The organism is Mycolicibacterium sp. lyk4-40-TYG-92 (assembly GCF_030209435.1).
Taxonomy (GTDB): Bacteria; Actinomycetota; Actinomycetes; order Mycobacteriales; family Mycobacteriaceae; genus Mycobacterium.
The window spans coordinates 21,390-47,483 of sequence record NZ_JARVRX010000021.1; the positions used below are offsets into that span (position 1 = coordinate 21,390).

Genomic DNA, 26,094 nt, shown 5'->3' on the forward strand with positions numbered 1-26,094 from the left:
CTCCCTTGGTGGACGTCTCCGGCTCCACCGTACCCGATGTTCACCGTAGACGTTCTGATGATTCAAATTTGTTCTGCTGCAATATATTTGCTCGCTGAGCTGTCAGCGACCCGATTGACGGCCACGAAAGTACCCGCTCCACAGACCGCGCTCCGCCAGCATCATCTGGAGTTTCCTGTTGATTTCCAATCGATTTCGTCACGCGGGGTCCGGTTAGCCGGCTACCGCCTTGCGCGGTAGCCGACTAACCTCGTCAAAATGTCTGTGCCACTACCCCATTGGACAGTGGTATGACGCGCGGACCACGCACAAGGCGCCCGCTGCCGTCGGCGCCTCGACACCGATCGCCGCGACACGTCGAATCGACCGTATTGAGTTGTCGCTCGCGTCCGTCAAGGACTGCTCCCCTCCATGGCTTCGCTCGATCAGCTCAGGGCAGGCGCTGCCCTTGGCAGTTCACGTACCCGCTGCTGGACGGACGAAACCTCGAACCGCAAAATTCGCCCGAATCGCGGGCACCCGGTCGGGTTGGCCTACGTGACCATCTGGACGCTGGGCGGCCTGTCCCGCCCGCAGGTCAGCGCGAATCCAGGAAGGTGATGACCGCCAGCACCCGGCGGTGATCTTCACCGGTGTCAGGCAGGTTCAGCTTGCTGAGAATGCTGCGCACGTGCTTCTCGACGGTGCCTTCGGTCACCCAGAGCTGATGTGCGATACCGGCGTTCGACCGGCCCTCCGCCATCAGGGCCAGCACCTCGTGCTCGCGTTCGGTCAACACCGCCAGTGGGTCCTCCCGGCGCTGGGCCGCGAACAGTTCCTGTACGAGGGCCGGGTCGACCACCGCCGCGCCGCCAGTGATGCGGTGCAGCGTGTCGAGGAAATCGGTCACGTCGATGACGCGGCTCTTGAGCAGGTAGCCGATGCGCTGACCGCCGCTGAGCAGTTCCATCGCATGTTCGACGTCGACGTGCGCCGACAGCACCAGGATGGCGACGTTCGGCAACTCGCCGCGGATCACCTTGGCGGCGTCCAGGCCCTCGGTCGTGTGCGTCGGCGGCATCCGGATATCGGTAACCACCAGGTCGGGGGTCGTCTCCCGGACCAGGCTCAGCAGCTCGCCGCTGTCGCCGGCCCGCCCGACGACGGTGAAACCCGCGCCGGTCAGCAGGCTCGCCACACCTTCCCGAAGCAGCACGTCGTCGTCGGCGACGACGACACGCGTCCCTTCCCGGGCACCAACTGCGTCCACGTATGTCCTGTTCGTCTCGACTCCGGCGGCCGTGCCGTCAAACGCCGGACGGGCCGCTCATTGCGTTCATCTTGCCTGGCCACCGTCCGGTGTCGCTCGCCGTCCTGTGAATCAGCCCCCGACCCGCTGGCAAGGGCCCGGTATTGCAGCTAGCCCTACCCCCCAATTGGGGGCTGGCAGCGGCGACGCCGACGGCTTTCGGGAGCACTCTGAAGAACAGCCGGACACGGCCAACCGAAGACATCGGAACAACGAAAGCTGGTAGAGGACAATGCACATCACCCGCACCCGGATCATCCCGCTGGCCGCGACCGCGGCGGCGGCCCTGGCCATCATCGCCGCCCCGACCGCGGCAGCCGCCACCCTGCCCACCGGATCCTCCGTCACACAGAGCAACGGCAACGCCCAGATCGTGGCAACCCCGGGCCCGGCAGCCCAGGAAGCCGGCCAGCTGCAGCAGCCGTTCGGCGGCGACTACGGCTTCCTGCTGTTCCACAACCACTGACCCCATCCCGACCCCCCGCCCACCCCACTGACCGACCGACCGAAAGCGAGCCCCGATCATGAAGAACCCCCTCAAGCGCATCACCGTCTGGCTGTCCATCGCCGCGGTCGGCGGGGCACTCGTGGTGGCACCCGTCGCCGCCGCAGACACCAACCCGACCGTCCCTTACGGCACCGATACCTACAGCCAGTACCACAACGGCGAGCACCGCTCGGACGCGCCGGCGGGCCACGTCGACGAGTCGTTCTGACGCTTCGCCGCACTCGCCGCCGACACCGTCCTGACCACGGTTAGGGTCCTTGACTGAACCACGTGACCAGGCGGGAGGCGGCGGATGAATCCGAGACGATGGAATCCGGCTGTGTCCACCCCGCCGTGGTACGTCGGGCTGCTGGTTGCCACCGGACTGATCGCTGCCGAGGTGGGGGTGGTGCGGCTACTGCGGGACCCGCCGCCGCACAGCACCTATGCCATCGTCTTCATGTTCGGGGTGTTGATCATGAGCGCGGGCTGGGGCCTGGGCCTGTCGCTGCTCACCACTGTCGCCAGTGCCGTCGCCTATCTGCAGATGCATCTGGACGGCGGCCCGCTCCTGCCGCTCAAACCGATCGACATTCTCACCCTGTCGGTGTTCCTGCCCATCGCCGGAATCGCGAATGTCCTTGGCTGGCAACTGCGTAAGCGTGCCCGCGACGCGCACCAGGGCTGGCAGGAGGCCGACGCCGCGCGGGCCGAGCTCGTCGCGTCGCGCGCCCGCATCGTCACCGCCGCCGACAATGCCCGCCGCGGCATCGAACGCGACCTGCACGACGGCGCCCAGCAGCGCCTCGTCACCCTCGCCCTCCAGGTGCGCACACTCCAGATGGCGATTCCGGAGGACCCCGCCGAACTCCAGTCCCGCCTCGCCGGTATCGGCGACGGATTGCGCACCGCCAGCGACGAGCTGCGCGAGCTCGCGCACGGCGTTCATCCGGCGATCCTGTCCCGCGGTGGGCTGCGGCCGGCGCTGCGCGATCTGGGCAGGCGGGCCCCGCTGCCGGTCGACGTCCACGTCGACGTTCCGGTGCGCCTACCGCAGGCTGTCGAGATCGCCGCGTACTACACCGTCGCGGAAGCGCTCACCAACGCCGCCAAGCACGCCCAGGCCTCCGCGGTGACCGTGACCGTCGGTACCGACGCCACGTCGTTGCGCATCTCGGTCGCCGACGACGGTGTCGGCGGCGCGTCACTCGATGCCGGCAGTGGCTTGCTCGGCCTCGAGGACCGCGTGGCCGCTCTCGGCGGCACGCTCCGTGTATCGAGCACCGTCGGTGCCGGCACCACGCTGATTGCCGAGATGCCGCTGGCCGACGACACCCTCACCGCAGGCACAGATACCGGCTAGCAGGAATGACCTGACAGCGTCATTGCGCGACAATGTAATACATGACGAACCGCGAGTCGTTGCGATGCGTCATCGTCGACGACAACACCGAATACCTGACCGCTGCGACGGCGCTCCTGCAGCAGGGCGGCATCGATGTCGTCGGCACGGCGAAGTCGGTGGCCGATGGCATCCACGCCGTCGAACGCCTGCAACCGGACATCGCGCTGGTGGATGTGCACCTCGGCGAGGAAAGCGGTTTCGACCTCATTGAGCAGTTGGACGCCCACACCGGAACCGCCGGCGTCACCGCCATCCTCACCTCGACGTTCACCGAACTGCCCCTCACGGATCTGACCACCGCGGACTCGACTCCGCGATTTCTGCCGAAGCTCGATCTGTCGGGCGACGCGATCCGCGCGCTCATCGCCTGACGGGGCGCTACCCACTCGCCGCATGGCACGGGGTCGGACGCTGACTTATCATCAGCATCTGCGGCAACCTACCTAGGCGGCGACAAGGTGGAACAGAAGCGGCACTACGTGGCCATCGGTCGCGGAGAGGGTCTGGTCGCCCGATTCGGTGACGTACTGGCTTATATCGCCGACGGCGCCAGAGCCCGTCCCCTTCTGCACCTCCTGACCACTGTCGCACCGCCGGCGCTGCCCCAGGCGTTTGCCGCGCTCGCGCACGGGCCGGAATCCGACACGGTGGCGCCTTTCGGCGCGCTGGTACCGGCCGGTGACTGTCTGCACCTGATCGTGCGCGGCGACGTGGTCGCCGACGTCGAGGCGGGCGGCGGTCAGCACCGGCTCAGCGGCGGCGGCCGGCCACTGGTCGACGAGCCGGTCGCCCCCTGGTTCGACCGGATCACGATCTGCGGCTCCACAACGACATTCGTGCCGTGCGCGGACACCGATCTGGTCGCGGGCGTGGTGCCCGGCGGTGGCTTCGTCCTGCAGTCGCGACTGGCGCGGTCCGCCGCGCAGCAGGCCCCTCAGCCCGTACCCGCGACCACGCGCGCGCGTCCCGTCACCGGCACCTTGACCGCCGACGACGGGGCCGGGTACCCGTTGGACCGCACCTACATCATCGGGCGCAATCCGATGATCGACCCCGCCGTGGTCAGCGGGGCGGCATCGCCGATCAGCCTGCCCGACGACCCGCAGGTGTCGCGCGTCCACGCGTACGTGACCGTGAACGGCGGCATGGTCCTGGTCCGCGACGCGCAAACCGTCGGTGGCACCCACATCGCGTCGCCCGGAGACCAGACCTGGACACAGATCGGCGACCAGCCTGTCGAGTTGCTGCCGGGGTGCTACCTGCGGATCGGCCAGAAAATCTTCACCTACCAGGTGTCGTCCCAGGGTCAGTAGGCGAGTCTGTCGGCGTCGGACAGGATGTCCCAGTTCCCCGTTCGCAGCACCCCCAGCGCGACCGGACCGACACGTCGCTGCTCGCGGACCGCTTTCTGGGCGGCCGCGAGGTCGGCTGGATGATGGCCGAGCACGGTCGCCCCGACGGCCCGGCCCTTCGACACCACCAGCCTGCGGTAGGAGGGCACGGTCGGCCGGTCGATGACCACCACGTCGTCGCCTGCGCCGGGGTCGACCGGACCGATCGAAAACAGTTCCAGTTCAACGCCTTTGAGGATGGTCGGTGGCGTCTCGGCCGGCACGGTCCGGTCGCCGCCCAGCGCGTTGACCGCCGCCGCCTCGGCCTGTTCCGTCGCCACCGGCCACAGGCCGAGTACCCGGCCGCCGTGCTCGGCCACGTCACCGGCGGCGTAGACGCCGGGCACCCGCGTCTGCATGCGGTCGTCGACCAGCACCCCTTTACCGACGGGAAGGCCCGCGTCCCTGGCCAATTCGATGTTCGGCCGGATACCGGTGGCGGCCAGGAACAGCTCGCACGACAGGATCCGGCCGTCCTTGAACCGCACGCCGGTGACGGCGGGGTCGCCGCGCACTTCCGCGGTTTCCGCCTTGTGCGCGATGGTGATTCCCGCGCGAGCGAAATGGTCGGCCACGAGCTGCGAGCAGCGCGCGTCGATCTGTTTGCTCAGCAGCCGGGTGCCGCGTTCCAGCACTGTCACGTGCAGCCCGAGCTGATGCAGGCAGTACGCCGCCTCGAGCCCTAGCAGACCACCACCGGCCACCACCGCGTGCCGGGCCCGCCGTTCCTGCACGTACGCGCGGATCCGCATGGCGTCGGCAGCCGAGCGCAGCACGACGCTTCCGGGCCGGTTCAGCCCGGGAATCTCGGGTACCGAGGCGCTGGACCCCATCGCCAGGATCAGCCTGTCGTACGGCAGCGTCTCGCCGGTGCCCAAGCGCACCACCCGGGAACGCAGATGGATGGAGGACGCCCACGTGTTCAGCCAGGCGGTGACACCGTGGTCGTCGTACCACTGCTCGGGCAGCAGATACAGCCCCTGCATCGCCGACCGGCCGTACACCAGACGAGAGATGCCCATCCGGTTGTACAGACCGTGCGGTTCGGCTCCCACCAAATGGATTTCGCAGTCGGGGTGGCCCCGGCGCACGAAGTCGGCTGCCGTCACCCCCGCGATGCCGTTGCCGATCACCACGACGCTGACGATCGAGCGGTTGTAACCGACCGGCCTGCTCGCGGTGGTGTCGGCGCGTTCGGGCGTCAGTGACACCGTCACATCCCCGCCCTGGATCCGGGCGCAGCATGCCATCCTGCTGGACTTGCCCAGGCCCAGTCGGTTCAGGGTCTTGAGTTCGTCGGCCTCCGCCGGCGACAGGCAACTCATGCCGGCGACGATCGACACGGGATCGGCACCGCACACGCCCATCCGGCAGCCCGCCTCGATCGGCTGTCCACTGCTCTCCGCGACGTCGAGCAGGCTCATCCCGATGTCGGCCCCGACGGGCTCGGCATCTGATTCGAAACGCACTCGCACAGCGCTGGTTTCGTCGCCGGCGCCGTCAGCGCGCGGCGGCACCTTCGGCTGGTTCAGCAGCACCGGCTCGGGCCGCGTTCCGGTGACATACGCGAACTGCAACTCGCTGACCCGGGTTCGGGCCAGCCACCACAGGGTCAGCAGCGCGATCACCACAGTGATGGGCCACCGCAACCAGGGGGCGTCGACACCGGTGAGCTGTCGGACGGAGTCGGCGATGATGGGACCCGAGAACCAGTAGTAGGCGTTGATCGCCACCGCGGCGAAGATCGCCGTCGCCATCGCCTGGCTCAGCGGCGTGACGGCCTGCAGCACATAGCAGAGCCCGACGCTCACCAACACGAAAAGCGCCAGCACACCGTACTTTTCGGTCGCGGTGCCGCCCTGCTGGGCATGCAGGGTGAAGAAGCCGATGATGAATCCCGGTAGCGCGGCGGCAAACAGCACGCGCGGCGCACTCCATCGCGGTTCGGGGTCTGCCATGTCGGCCTGCCAGGCTGCCCGGGGTTTGAAGTCGTAGCAGTTCTTCGCACAGCCCAGGCAGGACTCGCAGTGACTGTTCGGCGAGGTGACGTACGGCGTCTGCCCGTACGTGCGCTGCAGCGGCAGCAGCGGGCAGATGCTGGAGCACCAGCCGCTCTTGCCTTTGAGCAGGAACCCACCGGCGAACGCCGAGGCGATGATCACGGCCAGCACCACCCCCATCGCCGGTCCGCTGCGGTCCAGGCCGATCAGCCGCGCCCCCGCGATGCCGAAGAACAGCGCCGCGGCGATCAGGAAGCTGTTGCGCGTCCACCAGCCGGGCGCGGTGGCGGCCCGGCTGAACCCCGCCACCCGCGGCAGCTGATTCGACGCCGAGAGCGGGCAGATGTTGCGCCACACACCTGGCGCGATGAAGAACAACGCCGGCCACAGCGGCACGATGACCCGGAAGAAGACGAACAGTCCCGCGGCCGGCCGGACGAACAACGTCACCACCACCGCGAGATACGCCAGCACACTACCGACCCGGATCGCGAACCACACCTTTCGCGAAATCTTGTGTGGCAGTTCGGTATACGCGGGGAACAGGTCCCGGGTGCCGGTCGGGTCGATGCCCAGTGCCCGCTCGGCGAGCCGCAGCCCCGCCGGCCGGACCTCCGCCGCCGCGGCCGCCGGGACCGGGACGTCGACAAGCTTGATCACCTGCATGGTCCGGGTGGGATCGTGGGCGGCCGCGGCGACCGGCGTCTGCTCTGCGCTCGCCGGTTTCGGGGCCTGCATGACGATGATCTCGGTGCGGCCCAGCCGGATCACGTCGCCGGTCGACAGCGTGCCCCGTCCGGTCAGTGGCACCCCGTTGACGGTGCTGCCGTTGCTGCTGCCGAGGTCGACGACGGACAGCGCCGTCGGCGTCGGAACCAGGCGCAGATGACGGCGGGACACCTCGGTGTCGGCGAGGTTGACGCCATCACACTCGCGGCCGAACTGCATCGGCCTGCTGAGCGTCATCCGTCGGGCCGGCCGGCCCCATTCGCGGATCTCGATCACCGGCGGCTCAGCCATGGTCAGCTCCCCGAGAAGTCGGCACCACGCAGCGCCCGGACAATCTGGGCGAGTTTGCTGGCAGTCAGCATAATTCGGCGGGCGCCCTTCCGCCGACCGATCCGCGGTTCCTGGCAGGTACCCGTCAGTCTCCTGTGCGGACGAACTTGTCGGTGAAATCGCCACCCTTGCACTCGCCGCCGGTCGAGGTGTTGGTACCCCGGCCTTCGAGCGTCTGAATCGGGTCCGTCAGCTGCATCGGCATCGGATACTCGGCGGTGATCTTGGTGTTCGTCATCCCGCCGAGGGCACACGGAACGGTCCCCTCCTCGTTGCGGGTCCATTTCCCGTTTGCGAAGACCAGCGTCACCACACCGTCGAGGGCGTGGAACGCGCTGATGCACCGGTCACCCGTCCGCAAGCAGTGGGTTCGGACCTGGAGGTCCGGCGCTCCTGGTGCGAAGCCGCCGACGGTGTAGACGATGTTCTCGTGATACCGCCCATGCAACGTCGAAGCCGACGACGTGGTGCGCGGCGGCAGCGTGGCCGGGTCCGGCACCTGGCTGGGCGAGCCGTCGCCGGTGCGCGTGAACGTCACCGTCCGTTTGACGCTGCTGCACCCGTTGACCGTGGCCCGCGTGGTCTCGCCGGCCAGGGTTCCGTCCGCCTTGGGCGTGAGGGTGAACACCACCCAGGCCTCGGTGGGCGCCACGCTTCCGCTGGTGGCGTCGCTGCACTGCACCGATCCTGTTGCCACGGCGACCCAGTCACCCGCGATCTGGTCGAACGTCAGATTCGAGACGAGGACGACGCCGCTCTTCCCGCTGTACGCGGCATTGGCGACGCATCCATTCGACCCACACGACGACCGCACGTCCCATTGACCCGACATTGCCGGCCCGCCGGGTATCGCCTTGCCTTCGAGATCAGTGGCTGGCCCGTAGTCGGCGCGGTAACTGCCGCTGAAACCGGTACCCGCCGCGGTGGTGACCGGACTGGGTGCGGCCGGTTTTGCGGCCGGCCGGTCGCCGCGGCCCAGCAGTTTGACCCCGGCGAACACCCCGCCGGCCACGACCAGCAGGGCCACCACCGCCAGTACCGCGATGAGCGCGCCGGACCGTGACGACCGCGTCGGTGGCGACATGAACTGTGATGGCGGGCTCAGTGGCTGCGGCCCGTGCCACGTGGGCGCTGGGGGCGCCGGCGCAGCCATGGTCGGCTGATTGCGAAAATCGTTGGGTGCGGTCGTAATTGGTTGACGTGACTGCTGCTGCAGGGCCTGCGCGAACTCGCTGCAGCTGGCAAAGCGCGCCGCGGGCGTCTTCGACATGGCCCGCGCCAGGACTGGATCCAGGCCGCGCAGCTCGGGGCGGTGCTCCCCCAATGACGGCGCCGGTGCGGTCACATGTTTGGTGATGACCACCGCAGGATTGCTGTCGGCGTACGGCGGGTTGCCTGTGAGGAGCTGGAATGCGGTGCACGCCAGGGCGTATTGATCGGTGCGGCCGTCCATGCCCTCACCCCGGAGCTGCTCCGGCGCCGCGTATGCGACCGTTCCGACGGCCATGTTGGTGGCGGTCAGTCCGGCCGAGTCGTTGATCGGCCGGGCGATCCCGAAGTCGGCGAGGTAGATACGGGACGTTTCGGCGTCCAGCAAGATGTTGGCCGGCTTCACATCTCGGTGCAGCAGGCCGCGCCGGTGTGCGTAGTCCAGCGCCGACGCCACGGCCTGGATGATCGGCAGCGCCACCTCGGGCGGCATGCCGGCGGGATAGTGCTCGCGCAGCAGCTGCGCGGCATCTGTCCCGGCCACATAGTCCATCGAAATCCAGAGCTGCCCGTCGCACTCGCCCCGGTCGTGGACGCCGAGGATGTTGGGATGCGACAGCGTGGACACCAGGTCCGCTTCGCGCAGGAAGCGCGGTCCGTAGTCCGGATCCGACGTCAGCTCGGCCGACAGCACTTTCACCGCGTCCAGCCGCGGCAACCGCGGATGCGACGCCAGGTACACACTGCCCATCCCGCCCGCACCCAATTTCCGCCGGATCGTGTATCCGGCGAAAATCTGACCCTCGGTGAGCAACACGGGCAAATCGTAGGCCCGCCGTGGTGCCGGCGCAGGCAACGTCGACAAATCCGCCCAGCGGACCGGTTCGGTCCATCGTGGCCGCGATGTCGATACAGTCCGACGATGCACGCCGCCGCGCTCAACCGTCTGGCCGACGCTCTGCCCGACGGCGCGCTGATCACCGATCCCGACATCATCGAGCGCTACCGCCGGGATTCGGCAGCCGACCCGAAAGCCGGCATCCCCGTCGCCGTGGTGCGTCCCGCCGGCACCACCGATGTTCAGCAGGTGTTGCGGTGGGCCGCGGCACACCGCATCGCCGTGGTGCCGCGCGGTGCCGGATCGGGACTGTCGGGCGGGGCCGACGCCGTCGACGGATCCGTGGTGCTCAGCACCGAACGGATGCGGGACATCCGGATCGAGCCGGCAACCAGGACGGCGGTGGTGCAACCGGGCCTGACCAACACCGAGGTCAAGCGCGCGGCTGCCGAACACGGCCTGTGGTACCCGCCGGACCCGTCGTCCATCGACATCTCGTCGATCGGCGGCAACGCCGCGACCAACGCGGGCGGCCTGTGTTGCGTGAAATACGGCGTCACCGGTGATTACGTGCTGGGCATGGAGGTCGTGCTGGCCGACGGCACGGCGTTACGGCTCGGCGGTCCGCTGCTGAAAGACGTTGCGGGACTGTCCCTGACGAAGCTGTTCATCGGTTCCGAGGGCATTCTGGGTGTCATCACCGAGCTCACGCTGCGGTTGATCCCGGCGCAGCCGCCCGCGTCGACCGTGGTGGCCCTGTTCAACTCCGTCGCGGACGCCGCGAACGCCGTCGTGGCCATCACCGGCGAAATCCGGCCGGCGATGCTGGAATTCATGGACCACGCGAGCATCAACGCCGCCGAGGACCACATGCGGATGGGTCTGGACCGGTCCGCCCGAGCCATGTTGCTGATGCAATCCGACGCACCGGGAGCCGCGGCCGAGGAGGTCGCGATCATGATCAGCAACTGCGAGAAGTGTGGTGCCACCGAGGTTTTCGCCACCGACGATCCGGCCGAGGGCGCCGCGTTCACCGCGGCCCGCCGCGGCATGTTCGGCGCGGTCGAGAAGCTGGGCAGCCTGCTACTCGAGGACGTGGGCGTCCCGATACCGCAACTGCCCACCCTGGTCACCGGGGTCGAGGACATCGCCGACACCTGCGATGTGCAGATCTACATGGTGGCACACGCCGGCGACGGCAATACCCATCCGATCATCGTGTACGACCCCACCGATCCGGACGCCACCGACCGCGCCGAGCGCGCGTTCGCCCGCATCATGGAGTTGGCCATCGGACTCGGCGGCACCATCACCGGCGAGCACGGCGTCGGGCGCCTGAAACGGGACTGGCTGCCCGCTCAATTGGGCGACGATGCCATGGCCCTCACGCAGCGCATCAAAGATGCCCTGGATCCGCTGGGCATTCTCAATCCCGGTGCGGTACTGCGCTAGTCATCTCGACGTGGGCCCGGACCCGTCCGGCCGCGTCGCACCAGCCCTTGCTCGCGGCGTATGCCAGCATCCCGGAGAGGTGCTGCCGCCACTCGGCGTCATCGCCCCGGCCGGCCAGTTCGGTCAGCACTTCCGGTGCGATCCAGGCGTGCTCGGGCACCTCGATGACCACCTTGAAGGCCGTGAAGTCGTCCGGCTCACATAGTTCGACGACTGGTGGGACCCGGGAGGGGTCGACGTGCAGGTACATCCGCGCTCCTTCGCTGGCATTCGCTGCCGATTGTGGGCGGGTCCGCCGGCCGCCGACGGCCGCTGTCCCACCCCGTGGCGCGAAAAATCGATCTCACGTGCGCGTCGCCTGGCGGTAACCAACGGTCCGTACAGTCGCTGGCATGTCCGAAGAACCCACGAGCCTCGCCGAGCAGACCTTCCGGGATCTGCTCACCGCGGCCATCACACGGGGAGACCGGCCGCCACCCACCACGATTCTGGGCCCGACCTGCTGGATTGCGCTCGACGCGCTGGCCCGCGAGCACCCGGATGCCCCGCCGGAACGCGTGGTCGCCGCGTTCGACGCGTTCGCGATCGAGCACCAGGCCGACCGCACCGAGGCCGAGGTTGAGGCGGAGGTCGAGGTTGAGGCGGAGGTCGATCTCGCGACCGCACGGGCCACCGAGTACGCCGCCATCGACGCACTGGTGGCGCAGTTGACCATTACCTATCCGAACATCGATCCCCGGACGGTGACAGCCGTTGTACGCCGGATTCACGCGGATTTCCATGATCACGCGGTGCGGGATTTCATTCCGTTGTTCGTCGAGCAGGCGGCGCACCGCAAACTCGCGTAGACGGACCGGCTTCGGGAGCGGCACCACCCTGGCAAGGTAGTGCCCGTGTCCACTCACCTCACCGACGAAGAGGCCATGCTCGTCGCGACCGTGCGCGCGTTCGTCGATCGCGACGTCAAGCCCACGGTGCGCGACGTCGAACACGCCAACACCTACCCCGAGGCGTGGATCGAGCAGATGAAGCAGATCGGCATCTACGGGCTGGCCGTCCCCGAGGAGTACGGCGGCTCCCCCGTTTCCATGCCGTGTTATGTCGAAGTGACACAGGAACTCTCACGCGGCTGGATGAGCCTGGCCGGAGCCATGGGCGGTCACACGGTGGTGGCCAAACTCATCGGCCTGTTCGGCACCGAGGAGCAGAAGCAGACATATCTGCCGCGCATGGCCACCGGCGAACTGCGCGCGACGATGGCCCTGACCGAACCCGGCGGCGGATCTGATCTGCAGAACATGTCGACCACAGCACGCCTCGACGGCACCGAACTGGTGATCACCGGGTCCAAGACCTGGATCAGCAACGCGCGCCGCTCCGGTCTCATTGCGCTGCTGTGCAAAACCGATCCCACCGCCGAGCCCCGGCACAAGGGCATCTCGGTGGTGCTCGCCGAACACGGCCCCGGGCTGACGGTGTCACGGGACCTGCCGAAGCTGGGCTACAAGGGCGTCGAATCCTGCGAGTTGACGTTCGACGGCTACCGCACGCCCGCGTCGTCGATCCTCGGGGGCGTGCCCGGCAAGGGTTTCGGGCAGATGATGAAAGGCCTTGAGACCGGCCGGATTCAAGTGGCCTCGCGGGCGCTCGGCGTCGCCACCGCTGCGCTGGAGGACGCACTGAAATATGCCCGGGAACGCGAGAGTTTCGGCGTGCCGATCTGGAAGCACCAGTCGGTGGGCAACTATCTGGCGGACATGGCCACCAAGCTCACCGCAGCGCGCCAGCTGACGCGGTATGCCGCCGAGCGCTACGACAGTGGCGAGCGCTGCGACATGGAAGCCGGGATGGCCAAGCTGTTCGCATCCGAGATCGCCATGGAGATCGCGCTCAACGCCGTCCGAATCCACGGCGGCTACGGCTATTCCACCGAATACGACGTCGAACGCTACTTTCGCGATGCCCCGCTGATGATCGTCGGTGAAGGCACAAACGAAATCCAGCGCAACGTCATCGCAGCGCAGTTGGTCGCCCGCGGTGGCCTGTGATGGATAAGGGACGCGCCGGCAACGTCATCGGGTTCGTCCTTGCCGCGGCTGTCGTCGGCGCGTTGACCGGGCTGGCCGCGGCCAGCTTCCGGGTGCTGCTCGATCACGCGACGCAGTGGCGGGCGTCGCTGTCGCACTGGTCCCACGGAAGTTGGTGGGGCCCAATCGTCGTCGTAGTCATCTGCGCTGTGTGCACGGCCGCTGCCGCATCGCTGGTCCGCCGCATCGAACCGCACGCGGAGGGCAGCGGGATTCCCCGCGTCGAGGCGGTCGCCGCCGGCCGTGCCGAACCCGGCCGGTTCAGAATCCTGCCGGTCAAGTACATCGGCGGTCTGCTGGCCCTCGGCTCCGGTCTCGCCCTCGGCCGCGAGGGGCCGTCGGTGCAGATGGGCGGGTCCATCGCCGTCATCGTCGCCTCGGCGACGCGGCGTTCCCGAGCTGATCTACGCGTCCTCGCCGCCGCCGGTGCGGCCGCGGGCCTGGCGACCGCGTTCAACGCACCCATCGCCGGCGGCGTGTTTGTGCTGGAGGAGCTCGTCAAGCGCTTCGACCCACGCACCACCGTCGCGACGCTGGTCGCCTCCGCGTCCGGATTCATGGCGGCCTACCCGTTCGTCCGCTCGGGCAGTGAATTCCACGTGCCAGACCTGGCCGATCCCGAGTTCGCCGGCTCCGGATGGGTATTGGCCGTCGGCGTGCTCACCGGTGTCCTGGGCGTGCTCTACAACAAGGCCATCATGTTCGGCCTGCGCACGGCCGACACCAGCCGCTGGCCGGTCGAGGTCCGCGCCGCGCTCATCGGCGCCGGTGTCGGAGTGCTCGTCTGGTACTCGCCTCACCTCGCGGGCGGGGGCGATCAGCTCACCCAGGAGGCGCTGCTCGGCCACGGTGCCATCGGTGCTGTCACCGCGGTGCTGGTGCTGCGGTTCGTCCTTGGTGTGCTGTCTTACGCCGCGGGCACGCCCGGCGGTCTGTTCGCCCCGATGCTCGTCCTCGGCGCCGATGTCGGGTTGCTCGTCGGCCTCATCGCGACCCATTTGGCGCCGCAGTCGGCGCCCGCCCCGGCGGCACTCGCCCTCATCGGCATGGCTGCGTTCTTCACCGCGAGTGTGCAGGCGCCGGTGACGGGGCTCATCCTCGCGACCGAGCTCACCGGCAGCACCAACCAACTGCCGCCGATGCTAGGTGCCTGTGCGACGGCGCTGCTGGTGGCCATCGCTCTCGGGTCCCGCCCCATCTACGACCTGCTCACCGACCGGGCGGCAGCCGCCGCGGCCGCGACGACCTAGCTGCGCAGGTTTCCGGCGTATCTGCTTGCCAGCGCGTCGATTTCGATGAGCCACAAAAGAGTGTCCCGGGCGGTTTCCTCGAACGGCCGGGCGACGATGCCGAGGTCCTCGGTGGTGGGCGACGTGTCGAAGCGCGTGTCGCGCTCAGCGAGCTCAACGGTCTCGACGTCAGCCGGCAGGTGGACGCTGTCGGGCAACATCTTGTTGAGGAGCCCAACGAAACGGCTGAAGGGCTTGGCCACGATGGACGGCGTGGTCACGAATGGGAGCCACCGTCCGGTGATCTTGTGCAACGTGCCGTGCATCAGGTCGCCGGTGAGGTGATGGCCGGGCACCACGTAGCGGCGCGGTCCGAGACCTCGCACCATGCATGCCGCGACGACATCGGCGGTGTCGCGAACGTCGACGTAATGGGCACCGCCCGTCGGCCAGACGGGAAGCCAGCCCTTCACGATCCACGCGAACAGCTCGGACTGAGTGCCCAGGTACGGATCGTGCGGCCCCAGCACACCGCCGGGATACACCGACACCACAGGCGCCCCGGTGGACTGCAACGCCCGAATCTGCACTTCTGATTCACGTTTCGACTTGGCGTACGGCAGCTCGACGTCGCCCAGTGGCAGGTCGGGCCCGCCGCCGTCGCGACAGGTGAGGGCCACCGTCGACGAGATGTGCACGATGGGATCGAGACCGCGTTCCACCGCACCGCCCACCACCAATTCCGTTGCGCGCAGGTTGGTCCGGGTGATCTCGGCGGCCCGGCGCGCGTCGAGACTGAACACGGCGGCCGCATGGACGACAGCGTCCACGCCGTCGAGTCCCGCGGCCACCACCTCCGGGTCCAGCACATCACCGACGACGATGTCCTCCACTGAAACACTTAGCGGGTCAAGCGATATCGGCACCTGCTCGGCCCGGCGGACCAGCATCCGCACGTCGTGTCCGTCACGGATCAGCGCGGCAACGATATGCGCACCGACAAAGCCCGTCCCCCCGGTCACCAGAACCTTCATCTTCCCGTCCTTCCCAGGGACTCGCCGGCCGTTGCCGCACGCACCCTATCCCCGGTCGACGACCATTCGCTGGCAAACAGGTCACGCTTCGGCGTCACTATCGACACCATCGGCGCTGACTATCTCCCTGAGCTTCTCGACCGCGTGCCGGCCGATGTCGACGGAGTTCTGAACGATCCCGGAAATGCCTTCTGCGACATCTCCTCTGATGATGTCCGCGGCGTTGTCGACGATGTCGGACGCCTTCTCGACCGAATGCACGGCGACATCCCGTACCGCGTCGAACGAGTCCTTGGGATTCAGTGGCATCGCGGTCTCCTCCGGTCGGCGGTTAGCCAACACGGTGCCACCTTCAACCGCGAGCAGACACCAAACTGTCGTTTCCGTGGTGGAAAGCGACAGTTCTACGTCTGATCGCGAGTATCCCGCTCAGCCAAAGGTGTTCAGCGGCCGGGGCAGGTTCAGGACCAGCTGTGCATCCTTGGCGATGTCGAGACTCAGGACCCGGGACGCGCCGAGGCCGTCGAGCAGGTCACTCAGCGGACCGCCGTTACGGGCGATCGTGACGTCACGCGGGAAGCTGCGCTGTGCATACGACAGCGTGTTGGACTGCACCGACGTCTGGTGCCACTGGCCGTCGACCAGGTGGATCATCGTGTTGGTACCCATGCGGGACTGCGACGGCACGTCGGTGAACTCGGGGCGCGGCGCAGTCAACGTCACGTCGGGTTTCCCTGTGGGCCCCGCGATTTCGGCGTGCACCGTGTCGCTGATGTCCACGCTGATGTCGGTGCGCCACTTCGGCAACTGGTAACCGTTGACGCCGCGGACCCGGGCGATCTCCGTGGTGACCGGCAGCGCCAGCACGTGTGCGTAGAAATTCCTGCGTCGCAATGCATTCAGCAGCTCCAGCTCGGGCAGCAGGCCCGACACCAAGCCGTGATCACCGGGCTTGCGGATGACCGCCGCGACGGACACCTCATCGTAGGGGTCGTTGTCGCACACCGAGTACGAGAAGAACGTCAGCGCGGCGATACCGTAACCGGGCACGGCACGCAGGGGCTCCAGCGGCGCGGGCACCATCGCGGCCAAACGGTCCAGCGGCGCAAGCAGGTTCGCCTGGACAATGCTGGCGCGGTAGTAGAAGTTCGGCGCCCATAACGGACCTACCCGCGAATCGACCTGGACCTTCGGGATGCGCCGGAACCAGTCGATGTTGCCCACTGCCGGGTCTTGTGCCACCTCGTCGAGGTTCGGGTTCGAACGGTAGCGGTCGTAGTAGCCGCCCTTCGGCACCTCGACGGTCTGGCCGGCGAATTCGACCTCGGTGAGTTGCGTAGCCATGTGATGGAACCTCGTCCTTCCTAGGGGATTGATAGCTCAAGGCTGACAGGACGCCGGCGCGCTCCACAGGTGTCGGATGGCCAATAACTTGTGATAAGTGGCCAAACAGGTGTCAGCGGTGGGCAGGTGGAGAACCATCAATCAGGTCCCACCTCGTTGAGCAGTTCCACCCCGTGAGCAAGAGGAGACATTCATGACCGACATCAAGCCAGTGCTCGAGCCCGAGGCCCTCGCCTTCTGCGAGGTCACCGATACGCCGCCATTTCTCTATCAGCTGCCACCGGCCGAAGGCCGCAAGACCGTGGACGAGGTGCAGTCCGGCGCCATCGAGCTGCCTGACGTCGACGACGAGTGGATCACCGTCGAGGGTGGGCCCACCGGCTCGGTGAAGGTTCGCATCGTCAAACCCGCCGGGGCCACCGGTCTCCTGCCGGTGATCTTCTACATCCATGGCGCGGGCTGGGTCTTCGGCAATGCCCACACGCACGACCGCCTGGTCCGCGAACTGGCCGTCGGCGCCGACGCCGCCGTGGTGTTCCCCGAGTACGACCTGTCCCCCGAGGCCAAGTACCCGACAGCCATCGAGCAGAACTACACGGCCGCACAATGGGTGTTCACCCACGGTGCCGAAAAGGGTTTGGATTCTTCGCGATTCGCAGTCTCAGGTGATTCCGTGGGTGGCGACATGGCGGCGGTGCTGACGCTCATGGCCAAGGACCGGGGTGACGTGACGATCTGCCACCAGGTGCTGCTCTACCCCGTCACCGCAGCGGACTTCGACACGCCGTCATATCACCAGTTCGCCGAACACTACTTCCTGAGCCGCGAGGGTATGAAGTGGTTCTGGGATCAGTACACCGAGAACGACGCCCAGCGCGATGAGATCTACGCGTCACCGCTGCGTGCCACGGTCGAGCAACTCGAAGGACTACCACCCGCCTTGGTGATCACCGCCGAGGCCGACGTCCTCCGCGACGGCGGCGAGGCCTACGCCGCCAAACTCCGTGAGGCCGGTGTACCCGTCGTGCAGGTCCGCTTCGGCGGCATCATTCACGACTTCATGATGCTCAACACGCTCCGGTCCACCCACGCGGCCACGGCCGCAATCGAACTCGCGCAGAACACGCTGCGCACCGCCCTGCAGGAGAAGACAACATGACCACATTCGCAACCACACCCCGGGCCGGCGCCCGCAGCGCACTGCTGAAGGACCTGGCCGGCCGGGTCCAGGCCATCGACCCCGGCTCCCGTCTCGAAGTCCTCAACTCGATGACGGGCCAGGTGCTCGCGGACGTTCCGCGGTGCACCCCAGCCGACGTCGCGGCCGCTGCCGGTCGAGCCCGCGCGGTCCAGCCGGCTTGGGCCGCAACCCCGGTCGAGGAACGCGCGGCCGTGCTGATGCGGTTCCACGATCTGGTGCTGGACCGCCAGGACGAGGTGCTCGACCTCATCCAGCTCGAGAACGGCAAGGCACGGCGGCACGCCTTCGAGGAGATCATCGACGTCTGCATGGTGTCGCGCTATTACGCGAACACCGCCGCCGACTATCTCAAGCCCAAACGTCGACAGGGTGCACAGCTCGCCCTTACCGAGGTGTGGGAACTGCATCACCCGAAGGGCCTGGTCGGGGTCATCTCGCCGTGGAACTACCCGTTGACGCTGGGCATCAGCGACTCGATCCCGGCGATCGTCGCCGGAAACGCGGTGCTGACCAAGCCGGACCAGCAGACGCCGTTCGCCACCCTGTGGGCGGTGCGGCTTCTCGAAGAAGCCGGTATGCCAAAGGGTTTGGTGCAGGTCGTGACGGGTTCGGGTGCCGAGCTGGGCACCTCTATCATCGAGCAGTCGGACTTCCTGATGTTCACCGGATCCACGGCGGTCGGGCGCACGGTCGCCGCGCAGGCAGGCGAGCAGCTGATCGACTGTTCGATGGAGCTGGGCGGCAAGAACGCGTTGCTCATCCTTGACGACGCCGACGTGGACAAGTCCGTCAACGGTGCGATCCGTGCGTGTTTCTCCAACAGCGGCCAGCTGTGCATCTCCATTGAGCGCATCTACGTGCCGGCAGCGATGTGGGACAGCTTCACCACCCGCTTCGCAGCCGCGACGAAGAAGATGAAACTCTCCGGTGCCCTGGACTATTCGGCGGACATGGGGTCACTGATCTCAGAGAAGCAACTCACTACGATGGGCCGCCACGTCGATGACGCGGTGGAGAAAGGCGCCGTCGTCCTCGCCGGTGGACGGCCCCGGCCCGACCTCGGGCCGTACTTCTACGAGCCGACCATCCTGACCGGGGTGCACGACGGCATGATCGTCTACGGCGACGAGACCTTCGGCCCGTTGGTTTCCCTCTACCGCGTGGAGAGCGAGGCCGAGGCCATCGACAAGGCCAATGACAGCCCGTACGGCCTGAACTTCAGCGTCTGGACCTCGAATCCGAAGCACGGGCGCGCGGTGGCCGCCAAACTCCAGGCGGGCACCGTCAATGTCAACGACGCCTACGCGGCGGCGTGGGCTTCGGTCGACGCACCGATGGGCGGCATGAAGGCCTCCGGTATGGGGCGCCGCCATGGCGAGCACGGCATCCTCAAATACACCGAGTCCCAGACGATTGCGGTCGAGCGACTGTTGCCGGTCGGTGCGCCGAGCTGGCTCGGCGCGGGTACCTACGCCCGCGTCATGACCAAAGCCGTACGCCTGCTCCGTCGAATCCCGGGCGTCAAATGAACAGCAATACGTTGAGCGACGCCGGCGCCAAGTTGATGAACTGTGCCCACCGCGCTGTTCTGACCCTCAGCGGAAATCGACTGTTGGCGAAACCCTTTGGCATGGCCCTGGTGGAGCTGCACACGACCGGCCGTAAATCCGGGCTACCTCGCTCCTGCTATCTGACCTCGCCCGTGCACGATTCGGGTCGGGTGGTGCTCGTCGCCTCAAAGGGTGGCGACGACCGTAACCCGGACTGGTACCGCAATCTCCAGGCCAACCCCGACTGCGAGGTCGTGATCGACGGACATCGCCAGCAGATGTCCGCCCGCACGGCAACTGCCGCGGAGAAGGCCGAGCTGTGGCCGAAGATCGTTGCGGCCTACAGCGGTTACGCCGACTACCAGCGACGGACCAGCCGCGATATCCCCGTGGTGATCTGCGAGCCGAGATGAGTAGCCAGATAATTGTTTTCGGCGCGACCGGCTACACCGGCGGCCTGGTCACCGAAGCACTGGTTCGGCGCGGCGTGCGACCGGTGCTGGCCGGACGCGGAGCCGAACGGCTGGCCGTGTTGGCACAGCAGTTCGGCGGACTCGACTACCGGGTCGCCGACGTCACCGACCCCGCGAGCGTCCGCGCCCTGGTCGACAAGGGCGACGTCCTCGTCACGACGGTCGGCCCGTTCGAGCAGTTCGGCCATCCGGTTGCGCAGGCCGCCGCCGACGCCGGCGCCCACTATCTGGATTCGACGGGCGAAGTCGGCTTCGTCCGCGACGTGTGGGAGCGGCACGATGCCCAGGCCCGCGCGGCCGGAGCCGTCATCGCGCCCGCATTCGGGTATGACTATGTGCCCGGCATTCTGGCCGGTGCCCTCGCCGCGCGGGCCGCCGGCACCGCGGTCCACGCCATCGACGTCGGCTATTTCGCCATCGGCTCACTGCGCAACGGCCTCAGCCAGGGCACCCGAAAAACCATGGCGGAAGGGCTGATTCTGCCCGCTCCGGTGTGGCGGGACGGTCGGCTCGTCGACGAGACCACCGCACACCGGGTGCAGGGGTTCACCGTGCGCGGGAAGCGCAAGCATGCCTTCCTGGTCTCGGGCACCGAGGTGCTGTTCCTGCCGCCGCAGGTATCCGGACTGCAGTCGGTGACCGTCTACAACGGCTGGTTCCCTCCACTGAGTCGGGGCATCCAACTCGTCTCGGCCGCCGCGAACGCCGTGGCCGAGCTACCCCGAGGTCGCGAGTTGGTGAACGCGATCTCGGCGCGCACCGTCGGCGCCGGCGGCGGTCCCGATGCGGCCGAGCGGGCCCGCACCCTCAGCCACGTGGTGGCGGTAGCGCGCGATGACCGCGGCACCCCCGTCGGTGAGGTCCACCTCGAGGGCCCCAGTCCGTATTCCCTGACCGGTGAGCTGATGGCCTGGGCCGCAGAACGATTGGCGTCCGGGGCGGGCCGCACACCCGGCGTCGTCGGCCCCGTCGAAGCGTTCGGGCTCGACGACCTCGTCGCCGGCTGCAAGGAATGCGGCATGGTCGAGGTATAGGTAACTCAGACCCCGAGGACTTCGACGACCTTCTTGGCGGTGGCTTTTGCGGAGCCCGGGTTCTGGCCGGTCACCAGGCGACCGTCGACAACGACGTACGAGGCAAAGGGAATCAGGCCCTTTTCGTACCGGGCACCGCGCTTCTTCATCTCCTCTTCGACGTTGTAGGGCACCAGCTTGTCGACGCGGGCCACCACTTCCTCGGTCCAGGAGAAGCCGGTGAGCTTTCGGCCGGCGACCAACAGTGATCCGTCCGACAGCGTCGTGTTCAACAGCCCGGCGTAGCCGTGGCACACCGAGGACACGACTCCCCCGCGTTCGAAAATCTCGCGTGAGATGCGTTGCAGTCCTTCGCTGTCCGGGAAATCGAACATCACCGCATGGCCGCCGGTGAAGTAGATGGCGTCGAAGTCCGCCGAGTCGATGTCCGCGGGCGCGGTGGTGTTTGCCAGCAGATCCATCTTCTGCGCATCGGCGTGCCACGCCTTGGCACTCTTGTCGTAGTTGGGGAATTTCAGCGATCGTGGCTCCAGCGGGGAGAGCCCACCCTGGGGGCTGACGATCGTCTGCTCGTAGCCCGCCTCGGCGAAGACGTGATAGGCATGCGTCAGCTCCGACAGCCACAAGCCGGTCGGCTCGGACGGGTCTTCGTAGTGCGAGACGTTGGTGACAACGTTCAGGATGCGCTTGGTCATGCGGCAAGAATTCCGCAGCCGGGTCACCCAGCGCTACGATGTGGCCACTTCTCACAACTTGTTGGCCATTCATCACCTATTGCGGACGATGCCTCCGCCCCTAGGCTCGATACTGCAGGATGACAGCGAACCGGGATTCGGCCGAATGAGGACCATGTGAGTACGCACGATGTTCTCCGCTCACCAGCGGGCGTGGCACTACTCGTCGACCTCGCGGCCGAACACGGTATGCCTACCGCAGCTGCCCTGCACGGCACGTCGCTGACCCGGGCCGACCTCGACGATCTCGACGCCGAGGTACACCTGCGGGACGAGATCCAGATCATCACCAATATGCTTGGCGCCCTTGATGTCCCCGGTCTCGGCATCGAAGCCGGGCTGCGCTGCCATGCCGCCTCGCCCGGAATCTGGGGACTGGCGCTCATGAGCTCCCGGACGTTGGGCGAAGCGATGCAGGTGGGCGTATCGCTGGCTGCACTCAGCTTCTGTCTGTGCCGGCTCACGGTATCGCCCGACCTGGCAGACGGCTACGGCCGGTTGATTCTCGACCCTTCCCACCTGCCGGCAGACCTGCGCCGGTTCGCTGTCGAGCGGGACAGCACCGGTATCCAGACCCTGCAGCGCGACCTGCTCATGTCATCGGACTCCCGGTTGCAGGTCGCGTACACCACACCGCGGCCCGCCGACGAAATCGTGCAGCAGTACGTCGACGTCTTCGGCGTCGAACCCGAGTTCGGCGCAGCGCAGAACTGCCTCATCGTCAGCGTCGAAGCGTTGAACAAACCACTGCCGCAGGCGAACCAGTACGCGCGCTCGATGGCCGAGAAGCAAGCAATCCAACTGCTGCGCCAGCGGTCTGCACGTGCCGGGGTCGCCGGTCTCCTGCGCGACATGATGCTGTCGAGTCCGGCGCCCGTGCTGACGCTCGACGAGGCCGCACGGCAACTGACGGTCAGCGCGCGCACACTGCGCCGGCACCTCGCCCAGGAGGGGGTGTCATTGCGCGATCTGCAGGAGGAGACGCGTGAGGCACTCGCCGAGGAACTGCTCGCCAGCGGGATGCCCGTCGCGGAAATCGCCGACCGCCTCGGCTATGCGCAGGTCTCCAGCTTCACGCAGGCGTTCCGCCGGTGGAAGGGCGTCGGGCCCCGCGAATACCGCGATCGATTGCGCGACCGATGACGACGCTTGACCTGCACTCCAAGCGGTCGGCCGCGAGTTTGACGGTGATGCTCGACTGGGCCGCCGAATTCGGCTTGACGGCATCACAATGCCTCGCCGGCACCAGAGTCACGGCCGCCGCGATTCGCGTCGCCGACGCCGAGATCACCGCGCAACAGGAACTCAAGGCCATCACCAATATCGTTGCCGCATTGGGTGATCGGCCGGGACTCGGTCTGCAGGCGGCCGCCCGGTACCCGGTGACAGCGTTCGGGTTGTGGGGCTTCGCGATCCTGACCAGCCCGACCTTGGGCGAGGCGATCGACGTCGCCGTGCGGTTCGTCCAATTGAGCTACGCCTTCTGCACTTTCGAGACCCGCCGGCACGATGACGACCTGACCATCGTCATCGACGCCCGTGCCGTGCCGGCGCCGATCCGCAGGTTCGTCCTGGAACGCGACGCCGCAGCCATCCCCAACCTGTACCGGGAAATCCTGGGCGCCACCCCGCCGCCGAGCCGCATCGGCTTCGCCCTCCCCGACCCCGGGCGTGCCGTGACGCTCTACGAAGCGATGTTCGGGTCGACGCCTGAATTCGACGACGCCGAAACTTCGGTCACCATCGAGTCCGGCCTGCTGAATATCCCTCTCCCGCAAGCGAGTAGCCACACCGCCAAGCTCACCGAGCAGCAGTGCCGGATGCTGCTCGAGCAGCGGGAAGCCCGCACCGGTCGTGCCGGTCTGGTGCGTGACCTGCTGTTGGCCGACCCTGCCAAGCCGCCGAGCCTCGCCCAGGTGGCGGACCGACTCTCGTGCAGCACCCGGACACTGCGCCGCCAACTGGAAGCCGAAGGCACGTCGTTCCGGAAACTGCTCGACGAAGTGCGCCACCACCTGGGGACCGAGTTGCTCCAGAGCGGCATGACGGTCGAGCAGGTGTCCAACCGGCTGGGATACACCGACGTCAGCAACTTCTCCCACGCCTTCCACCGGTGGAACGGCTCCAGCCCGCGGGCTTATCTGGCGCGCCGGAACACCTACCCCAACAGACCCAGACGAACCAGCGGGCGATAACCGAAACCACAGACCGACAGCCACAACCACCAAGGAGGAACGCATGTCCGTTGTACTCATCACCGGTTGTTCGAGCGGCATCGGCGAGGCCACCGCGGCCGATCTGGTGACACACGGCCACACCGTCTACGCGACGGCGCGGCGTCCCGAGACCCTGAAAGAACTGGCGGACAAGGGGTGCCATACGGTCGCGCTCGACGTGACGGACGAAGAGTCGATGGTCGCCGCAGTGGCCGCCGTGGCGGATGAAGCCGGTTCCATCGACGTCCTGGTGAACAACGCCGGCTATTCACAGTCGGGCGCCGTGGAGTCTATTCCGCTCGATAACATCCGAAAACAGTTCGAGACCAACGTGTTCGGGCTGATCAGGATGAGCCAACTGGTGCTGCCGGGCATGCGTGCCGCCGGTAGTGGACGCATCATCAACATCGGGTCGATGGGTGGCAAGCTGACGTTCCCCGGCGGTGGCATCTACCACGCCACCAAATACGCGGTGGAAGCCATCTCCGACGCCATGCGGTTCGAGGTCCAGGGATTCGGGGTTCAGATCGTGCTCATCGAACCCGGACTGATCACCACAGGTTTCGCCGACACCGCCGTCGGGTCCGTCGACGGCCTGAACGACGGGCCGTACGCCGAGTTCAATTCCCGGGTCGGCGCCGTCACCGCCGACATCTACGCCGGTAATGTCGCGAAATTCCTGGGCGGCAATCCCGATTCGGTCGCCGAGGTGGTGCGCAAGGCCATCGAAGCCAAACGCCCCAAGGCCCGCTACACCGTCACACCCAGTGCGACACTGAGCATCCTGCAACGCCAACTGACCCCGGACAAGTTCTGGGACCTGGCCATGCGCGCCCAATTCCCCGTCCCCGGAGGCAAATAGCATGTACGCGACAACTCTCAACGGCCATGGTGAGCCCGAGGTCATGGAATGGGCCGAGGTCGACGACCTGCCCGCGCCCGGACCCGGACAGGTCGCCATCGACGTGGTCGCGGCAGGTGTCAACCGCGCCGACGTCATGCAGCGCATGGGCTTCTACCCGCCACCACCGGGCGCCAGTGACATCCCCGGACTCGAGGTTTCCGGCTATATCGCCGAAGTCGGTGCCGGAGTGCAGGACTGGGCACCCGGTGACGCCGTGTGTGCCCTACTGGCCGCCGGCGGGTACGCCGAACGCGTCAACGTCGCCGCCAGCCACGTGCTCCCCGTGCCACAGGGTGTGAGCGTCACCGCCGCGGCGGCGTTGCCGGAAACCGCGGCCACCGTGTGGTCGAACGTGGTGATGACCGGTGGCCTCCAGAGCGGGCAGACACTGCTGATCCACGGCGGCGGCAGCGGAATCGGCACCCACGCAATCCAAGTGGGCCGTGCACTCGGCGCCAACGTGGCCGTGACCGCGGGCACACAGTTCAAGCTGGATGCCTGCCGCGAACTCGGCGCACAGACGCTGATCAACTACCGCGACCAGGACTTCCCCACAGTGGTGAACGCCGAATACTCCGGCGCCGACGTCATTCTCGACATCATGGGCGGCAGTTACCTGGGCAAGAACGTGGACGCTCTCGCCGAGAACGGCCACCTGACCATCATCGGACTGCAGGGCGGGGCAGTCGCTGAGCTGAATCTCGGTACCCTGCTGTTCAAGCGGGGTTCGGTACATGTGACGAACCTGCGGCGGCGGCCGGAGGAAGGTCCCGGCTCCAAGGCCGAGATCATCAGCGCTCTGCGGCAGCACTTGTGGCCGCTGATCGATGCGGGTGCCGTGGTGCCGGTCGTCGCGGCGGAAGTGCCGATTACCGACGCCCCCGAAGCGCACCGGCTGCTCGACTCCGACAAGTCCGTCGGAAAGGTGCTGCTGATCGTCAACGGCGGCTAGAGCCGCGGCCATCTAGCCTCTCTGAACCTTTCAGGCCGGTGGATACCCTGTCCGATGCCGGCTCGTCATCGGACAGGGTGAAGAAGGTTTCTTCTTCCTGCGCGAAGTGCAACATCAACACCGCGTACAAGCCATACAGACATGCGAGCAGATCCAAAGCCAACGACCAGCAGGTCACCGACAACCACATCGTCGAGCGGGATGGTG

25 protein-coding genes are annotated in these 26,094 nt (G+C 67.2%); 17 read left to right on the plus strand and 8 right to left on the minus strand.

Annotated features, from left to right (window positions below; genetic code table 11):
- Positions 1-577: 577 nt before the first annotated feature.
- Entirely contained in the window at positions 578-1,249 is a 672-nt protein-coding gene (locus tag QRN63_RS26145) for a response regulator (protein ID WP_267317716.1), read from the minus strand.
- Between the two features lie 271 nt (positions 1,250-1,520).
- Here QRN63_RS26145 and QRN63_RS26150 point away from each other — a divergent pair, with 271 nt between their 5' ends.
- The 5 genes from QRN63_RS26150 (at position 1,521) to QRN63_RS26170 (ending at position 4,493) form a co-directional block, all read left to right on the plus strand.
- Positions 1,521-1,754 carry a hypothetical protein gene (locus QRN63_RS26150; protein WP_267317717.1) on the plus strand — a complete coding sequence of 78 codons (234 nt, stop codon included), beginning with the start codon at positions 1,521-1,523 and terminating at the stop codon, positions 1,752-1,754.
- Positions 1,755-1,812: 58 nt separating this feature from the next.
- Positions 1,813-2,004: a hypothetical protein gene (locus tag QRN63_RS26155; RefSeq protein WP_285033773.1), complete on the plus strand. Its 192-nt coding sequence runs from the start codon at positions 1,813-1,815 to the stop codon at positions 2,002-2,004.
- Positions 2,005-2,115: 111 nt separating this feature from the next.
- Positions 2,116-3,138: an ATP-binding protein gene (locus QRN63_RS26160; protein WP_285033774.1), complete on the plus strand. Its 1,023-nt coding sequence runs from the start codon at positions 2,116-2,118 to the stop codon at positions 3,136-3,138.
- A 41-nt stretch (positions 3,139-3,179) separates the two neighbouring features.
- The gene (locus QRN63_RS26165; protein ID WP_285033775.1) at positions 3,180-3,551 is read left to right on the plus strand and encodes a response regulator; all 372 of its coding nucleotides are present in this window, start codon (positions 3,180-3,182) and stop codon (positions 3,549-3,551) included.
- Between the two features lie 87 nt (positions 3,552-3,638).
- Positions 3,639-4,493 (plus strand): FHA domain-containing protein, encoded by an 855-nt coding sequence (locus tag QRN63_RS26170; RefSeq protein ID WP_285033776.1) that lies wholly within the window; start codon positions 3,639-3,641, stop codon positions 4,491-4,493.
- On the opposite strand, the gene QRN63_RS26175 is transcribed toward QRN63_RS26170, so the two are convergent.
- Together QRN63_RS26175 and QRN63_RS26180 are read right to left on the minus strand one after the other, a co-directional pair.
- Positions 4,487-7,591, minus strand: coding sequence for an FAD-dependent oxidoreductase (locus tag QRN63_RS26175; RefSeq protein ID WP_285033778.1), 3,105 nt, complete (start codon positions 7,589-7,591; stop codon positions 4,487-4,489). The two genes, QRN63_RS26170 and QRN63_RS26175, sit on opposite strands and share 7 nt — an antisense overlap.
- 124 nt (positions 7,592-7,715) lie before the next feature.
- Positions 7,716-9,656: a serine/threonine-protein kinase gene (locus QRN63_RS26180; RefSeq protein WP_285033780.1), complete on the minus strand. Its 1,941-nt coding sequence runs from the start codon at positions 9,654-9,656 to the stop codon at positions 7,716-7,718.
- Between the two features lie 105 nt (positions 9,657-9,761).
- Here QRN63_RS26180 and QRN63_RS26185 point away from each other — a divergent pair, with 105 nt between their 5' ends.
- A complete protein-coding gene (locus QRN63_RS26185; protein ID WP_285033781.1) occupies positions 9,762-11,129 on the plus strand; it encodes an FAD-binding oxidoreductase in 1,368 nt (455 codons plus the stop codon).
- On the opposite strand, the gene QRN63_RS26190 is transcribed toward QRN63_RS26185, so the two are convergent.
- Positions 11,104-11,379 (minus strand): hypothetical protein, encoded by a 276-nt coding sequence (locus QRN63_RS26190; protein ID WP_285033783.1) that lies wholly within the window; start codon positions 11,377-11,379, stop codon positions 11,104-11,106. The two genes, QRN63_RS26185 and QRN63_RS26190, sit on opposite strands and share 26 nt — an antisense overlap.
- 142 nt (positions 11,380-11,521) lie before the next feature.
- Between QRN63_RS26190 and QRN63_RS26195 the strand changes: the two genes are divergently transcribed.
- The 3 genes from QRN63_RS26195 to QRN63_RS26205 are packed head-to-tail and all read left to right on the plus strand — an operon-like array spanning position 11,522 to position 14,466.
- Entirely contained in the window at positions 11,522-11,977 is a 456-nt protein-coding gene (locus QRN63_RS26195; RefSeq protein WP_285033784.1) for a three-helix bundle dimerization domain-containing protein, read from the plus strand.
- 45 nt (positions 11,978-12,022) lie between these two features.
- Positions 12,023-13,177: an acyl-CoA dehydrogenase family protein gene (locus QRN63_RS26200; protein WP_285033785.1), complete on the plus strand. Its 1,155-nt coding sequence runs from the start codon at positions 12,023-12,025 to the stop codon at positions 13,175-13,177.
- Complete coding sequence (locus QRN63_RS26205) at positions 13,177-14,466, plus strand: H(+)/Cl(-) exchange transporter ClcA (RefSeq protein ID WP_267317727.1); 1,290 nt, start codon at positions 13,177-13,179, stop codon at positions 14,464-14,466. Before QRN63_RS26200 ends, QRN63_RS26205 begins: the two co-directional genes overlap by 1 nt.
- Here QRN63_RS26205 and QRN63_RS26210 read toward each other — a convergent pair.
- The 3 genes from QRN63_RS26210 to QRN63_RS26220 form a co-directional block, all read right to left on the minus strand.
- Positions 14,463-15,479, minus strand: coding sequence for an NAD-dependent epimerase/dehydratase family protein (locus QRN63_RS26210; protein WP_267317728.1), 1,017 nt, complete (start codon positions 15,477-15,479; stop codon positions 14,463-14,465). The genes QRN63_RS26205 and QRN63_RS26210 overlap by 4 nt on opposite strands.
- Before the next feature lie 81 nt (positions 15,480-15,560).
- A complete protein-coding gene (locus tag QRN63_RS26215; protein WP_267317729.1) occupies positions 15,561-15,788 on the minus strand; it encodes an Rv1893 family protein in 228 nt (75 codons plus the stop codon).
- Between the two features lie 120 nt (positions 15,789-15,908).
- Positions 15,909-16,823, minus strand: a complete 915-nt coding sequence (locus tag QRN63_RS26220) for an acetoacetate decarboxylase (protein ID WP_267317730.1) — start codon at positions 16,821-16,823, stop codon at positions 15,909-15,911.
- Between the two features lie 193 nt (positions 16,824-17,016).
- Here QRN63_RS26220 and QRN63_RS26225 point away from each other — a divergent pair, with 193 nt between their 5' ends.
- The 4 genes from QRN63_RS26225 to QRN63_RS26240 are packed head-to-tail and all read left to right on the plus strand — an operon-like array spanning position 17,017 to position 21,081.
- Positions 17,017-17,982, plus strand: a complete 966-nt coding sequence (locus tag QRN63_RS26225; protein ID WP_285033788.1) for an alpha/beta hydrolase — start codon at positions 17,017-17,019, stop codon at positions 17,980-17,982.
- Positions 17,979-19,553, plus strand: coding sequence for a succinic semialdehyde dehydrogenase (locus QRN63_RS26230; protein ID WP_267317732.1), 1,575 nt, complete (start codon positions 17,979-17,981; stop codon positions 19,551-19,553). Before QRN63_RS26225 ends, QRN63_RS26230 begins: the two co-directional genes overlap by 4 nt.
- Positions 19,550-19,987, plus strand: a complete 438-nt coding sequence (locus QRN63_RS26235) for a nitroreductase family deazaflavin-dependent oxidoreductase (RefSeq protein ID WP_285033790.1) — start codon at positions 19,550-19,552, stop codon at positions 19,985-19,987. Before QRN63_RS26230 ends, QRN63_RS26235 begins: the two co-directional genes overlap by 4 nt.
- Positions 19,984-21,081, plus strand: a complete 1,098-nt coding sequence (locus tag QRN63_RS26240) for a saccharopine dehydrogenase family protein (RefSeq protein WP_285033791.1) — start codon at positions 19,984-19,986, stop codon at positions 21,079-21,081. Before QRN63_RS26235 ends, QRN63_RS26240 begins: the two co-directional genes overlap by 4 nt.
- Before the next feature lie 5 nt (positions 21,082-21,086).
- Here QRN63_RS26240 and QRN63_RS26245 read toward each other — a convergent pair whose 3' ends face one another.
- Positions 21,087-21,776, minus strand: coding sequence for a type 1 glutamine amidotransferase domain-containing protein (locus QRN63_RS26245; protein WP_285033793.1), 690 nt, complete (start codon positions 21,774-21,776; stop codon positions 21,087-21,089).
- 156 nt (positions 21,777-21,932) lie between these two features.
- On the opposite strand from QRN63_RS26245, the gene QRN63_RS26250 reads away from it, so the two are divergent.
- From QRN63_RS26250 to QRN63_RS26265, 4 genes are read left to right on the plus strand one after another with little or no spacing between them, the layout of a single operon-like run.
- The gene (locus QRN63_RS26250; protein WP_285033794.1) at positions 21,933-22,958 is read left to right on the plus strand and encodes an AraC family transcriptional regulator; all 1,026 of its coding nucleotides are present in this window, start codon (positions 21,933-21,935) and stop codon (positions 22,956-22,958) included.
- Complete coding sequence (locus tag QRN63_RS26255; RefSeq protein ID WP_285033795.1) at positions 22,955-24,010, plus strand: AraC family transcriptional regulator; 1,056 nt, start codon at positions 22,955-22,957, stop codon at positions 24,008-24,010. The genes QRN63_RS26250 and QRN63_RS26255 overlap by 4 nt, the downstream gene beginning before the upstream one ends.
- A 43-nt stretch (positions 24,011-24,053) precedes the next feature.
- Positions 24,054-24,893 carry an oxidoreductase gene (locus QRN63_RS26260; protein WP_285033797.1) on the plus strand — a complete coding sequence of 280 codons (840 nt, stop codon included), beginning with the start codon at positions 24,054-24,056 and terminating at the stop codon, positions 24,891-24,893.
- A gap of 1 nt (position 24,894) precedes the next feature.
- Positions 24,895-25,887, plus strand: coding sequence for an NAD(P)H-quinone oxidoreductase (locus QRN63_RS26265; protein ID WP_285033798.1), 993 nt, complete (start codon positions 24,895-24,897; stop codon positions 25,885-25,887).
- Positions 25,888-26,094: the final 207 nt, after the last annotated feature.

Bases quoted from the DNA above. Each gene is read 5' to 3' on its own strand.
- QRN63_RS26225 (WP_285033788.1), top strand. From the start codon at position 17,017: ATGACCGACATCAAGCCAGTGCTCGAGCCCGAGGCCCTCGCCTTCTGC.
- QRN63_RS26235 (WP_285033790.1), top strand. From the start codon at position 19,550: ATGAACAGCAATACGTTGAGCGACGCCGGCGCCAAGTTGATGAACTGT.
- QRN63_RS26215 (WP_267317729.1), bottom strand. From the start codon at position 15,788: ATGCCACTGAATCCCAAGGACTCGTTCGACGCGGTACGGGATGTCGCC.
- QRN63_RS26255 (WP_285033795.1), top strand. From the start codon at position 22,955: ATGACGACGCTTGACCTGCACTCCAAGCGGTCGGCCGCGAGTTTGACG.
- QRN63_RS26190 (WP_285033783.1), bottom strand. From the start codon at position 11,379: ATGTACCTGCACGTCGACCCCTCCCGGGTCCCACCAGTCGTCGAACTA.
- QRN63_RS26150 (WP_267317717.1), top strand. From the start codon at position 1,521: ATGCACATCACCCGCACCCGGATCATCCCGCTGGCCGCGACCGCGGCG.
- QRN63_RS26240 (WP_285033791.1), top strand. From the start codon at position 19,984: ATGAGTAGCCAGATAATTGTTTTCGGCGCGACCGGCTACACCGGCGGC.
- QRN63_RS26175 (WP_285033778.1), bottom strand. From the start codon at position 7,591: ATGGCTGAGCCGCCGGTGATCGAGATCCGCGAATGGGGCCGGCCGGCC.
- QRN63_RS26165 (WP_285033775.1), top strand. From the start codon at position 3,180: ATGACGAACCGCGAGTCGTTGCGATGCGTCATCGTCGACGACAACACC.
- QRN63_RS26195 (WP_285033784.1), top strand. From the start codon at position 11,522: ATGTCCGAAGAACCCACGAGCCTCGCCGAGCAGACCTTCCGGGATCTG.
- QRN63_RS26210 (WP_267317728.1), bottom strand. From the start codon at position 15,479: ATGAAGGTTCTGGTGACCGGGGGGACGGGCTTTGTCGGTGCGCATATC.
- QRN63_RS26230 (WP_267317732.1), top strand. From the start codon at position 17,979: ATGACCACATTCGCAACCACACCCCGGGCCGGCGCCCGCAGCGCACTG.
- QRN63_RS26220 (WP_267317730.1), bottom strand. From the start codon at position 16,823: ATGGCTACGCAACTCACCGAGGTCGAATTCGCCGGCCAGACCGTCGAG.
- QRN63_RS26260 (WP_285033797.1), top strand. From the start codon at position 24,054: ATGTCCGTTGTACTCATCACCGGTTGTTCGAGCGGCATCGGCGAGGCC.
- QRN63_RS26205 (WP_267317727.1), top strand. From the start codon at position 13,177: ATGGATAAGGGACGCGCCGGCAACGTCATCGGGTTCGTCCTTGCCGCG.
- QRN63_RS26155 (WP_285033773.1), top strand. From the start codon at position 1,813: ATGAAGAACCCCCTCAAGCGCATCACCGTCTGGCTGTCCATCGCCGCG.
- QRN63_RS26185 (WP_285033781.1), top strand. From the start codon at position 9,762: ATGCACGCCGCCGCGCTCAACCGTCTGGCCGACGCTCTGCCCGACGGC.
- QRN63_RS26245 (WP_285033793.1), bottom strand. From the start codon at position 21,776: ATGACCAAGCGCATCCTGAACGTTGTCACCAACGTCTCGCACTACGAA.
- QRN63_RS26265 (WP_285033798.1), top strand. From the start codon at position 24,895: ATGTACGCGACAACTCTCAACGGCCATGGTGAGCCCGAGGTCATGGAA.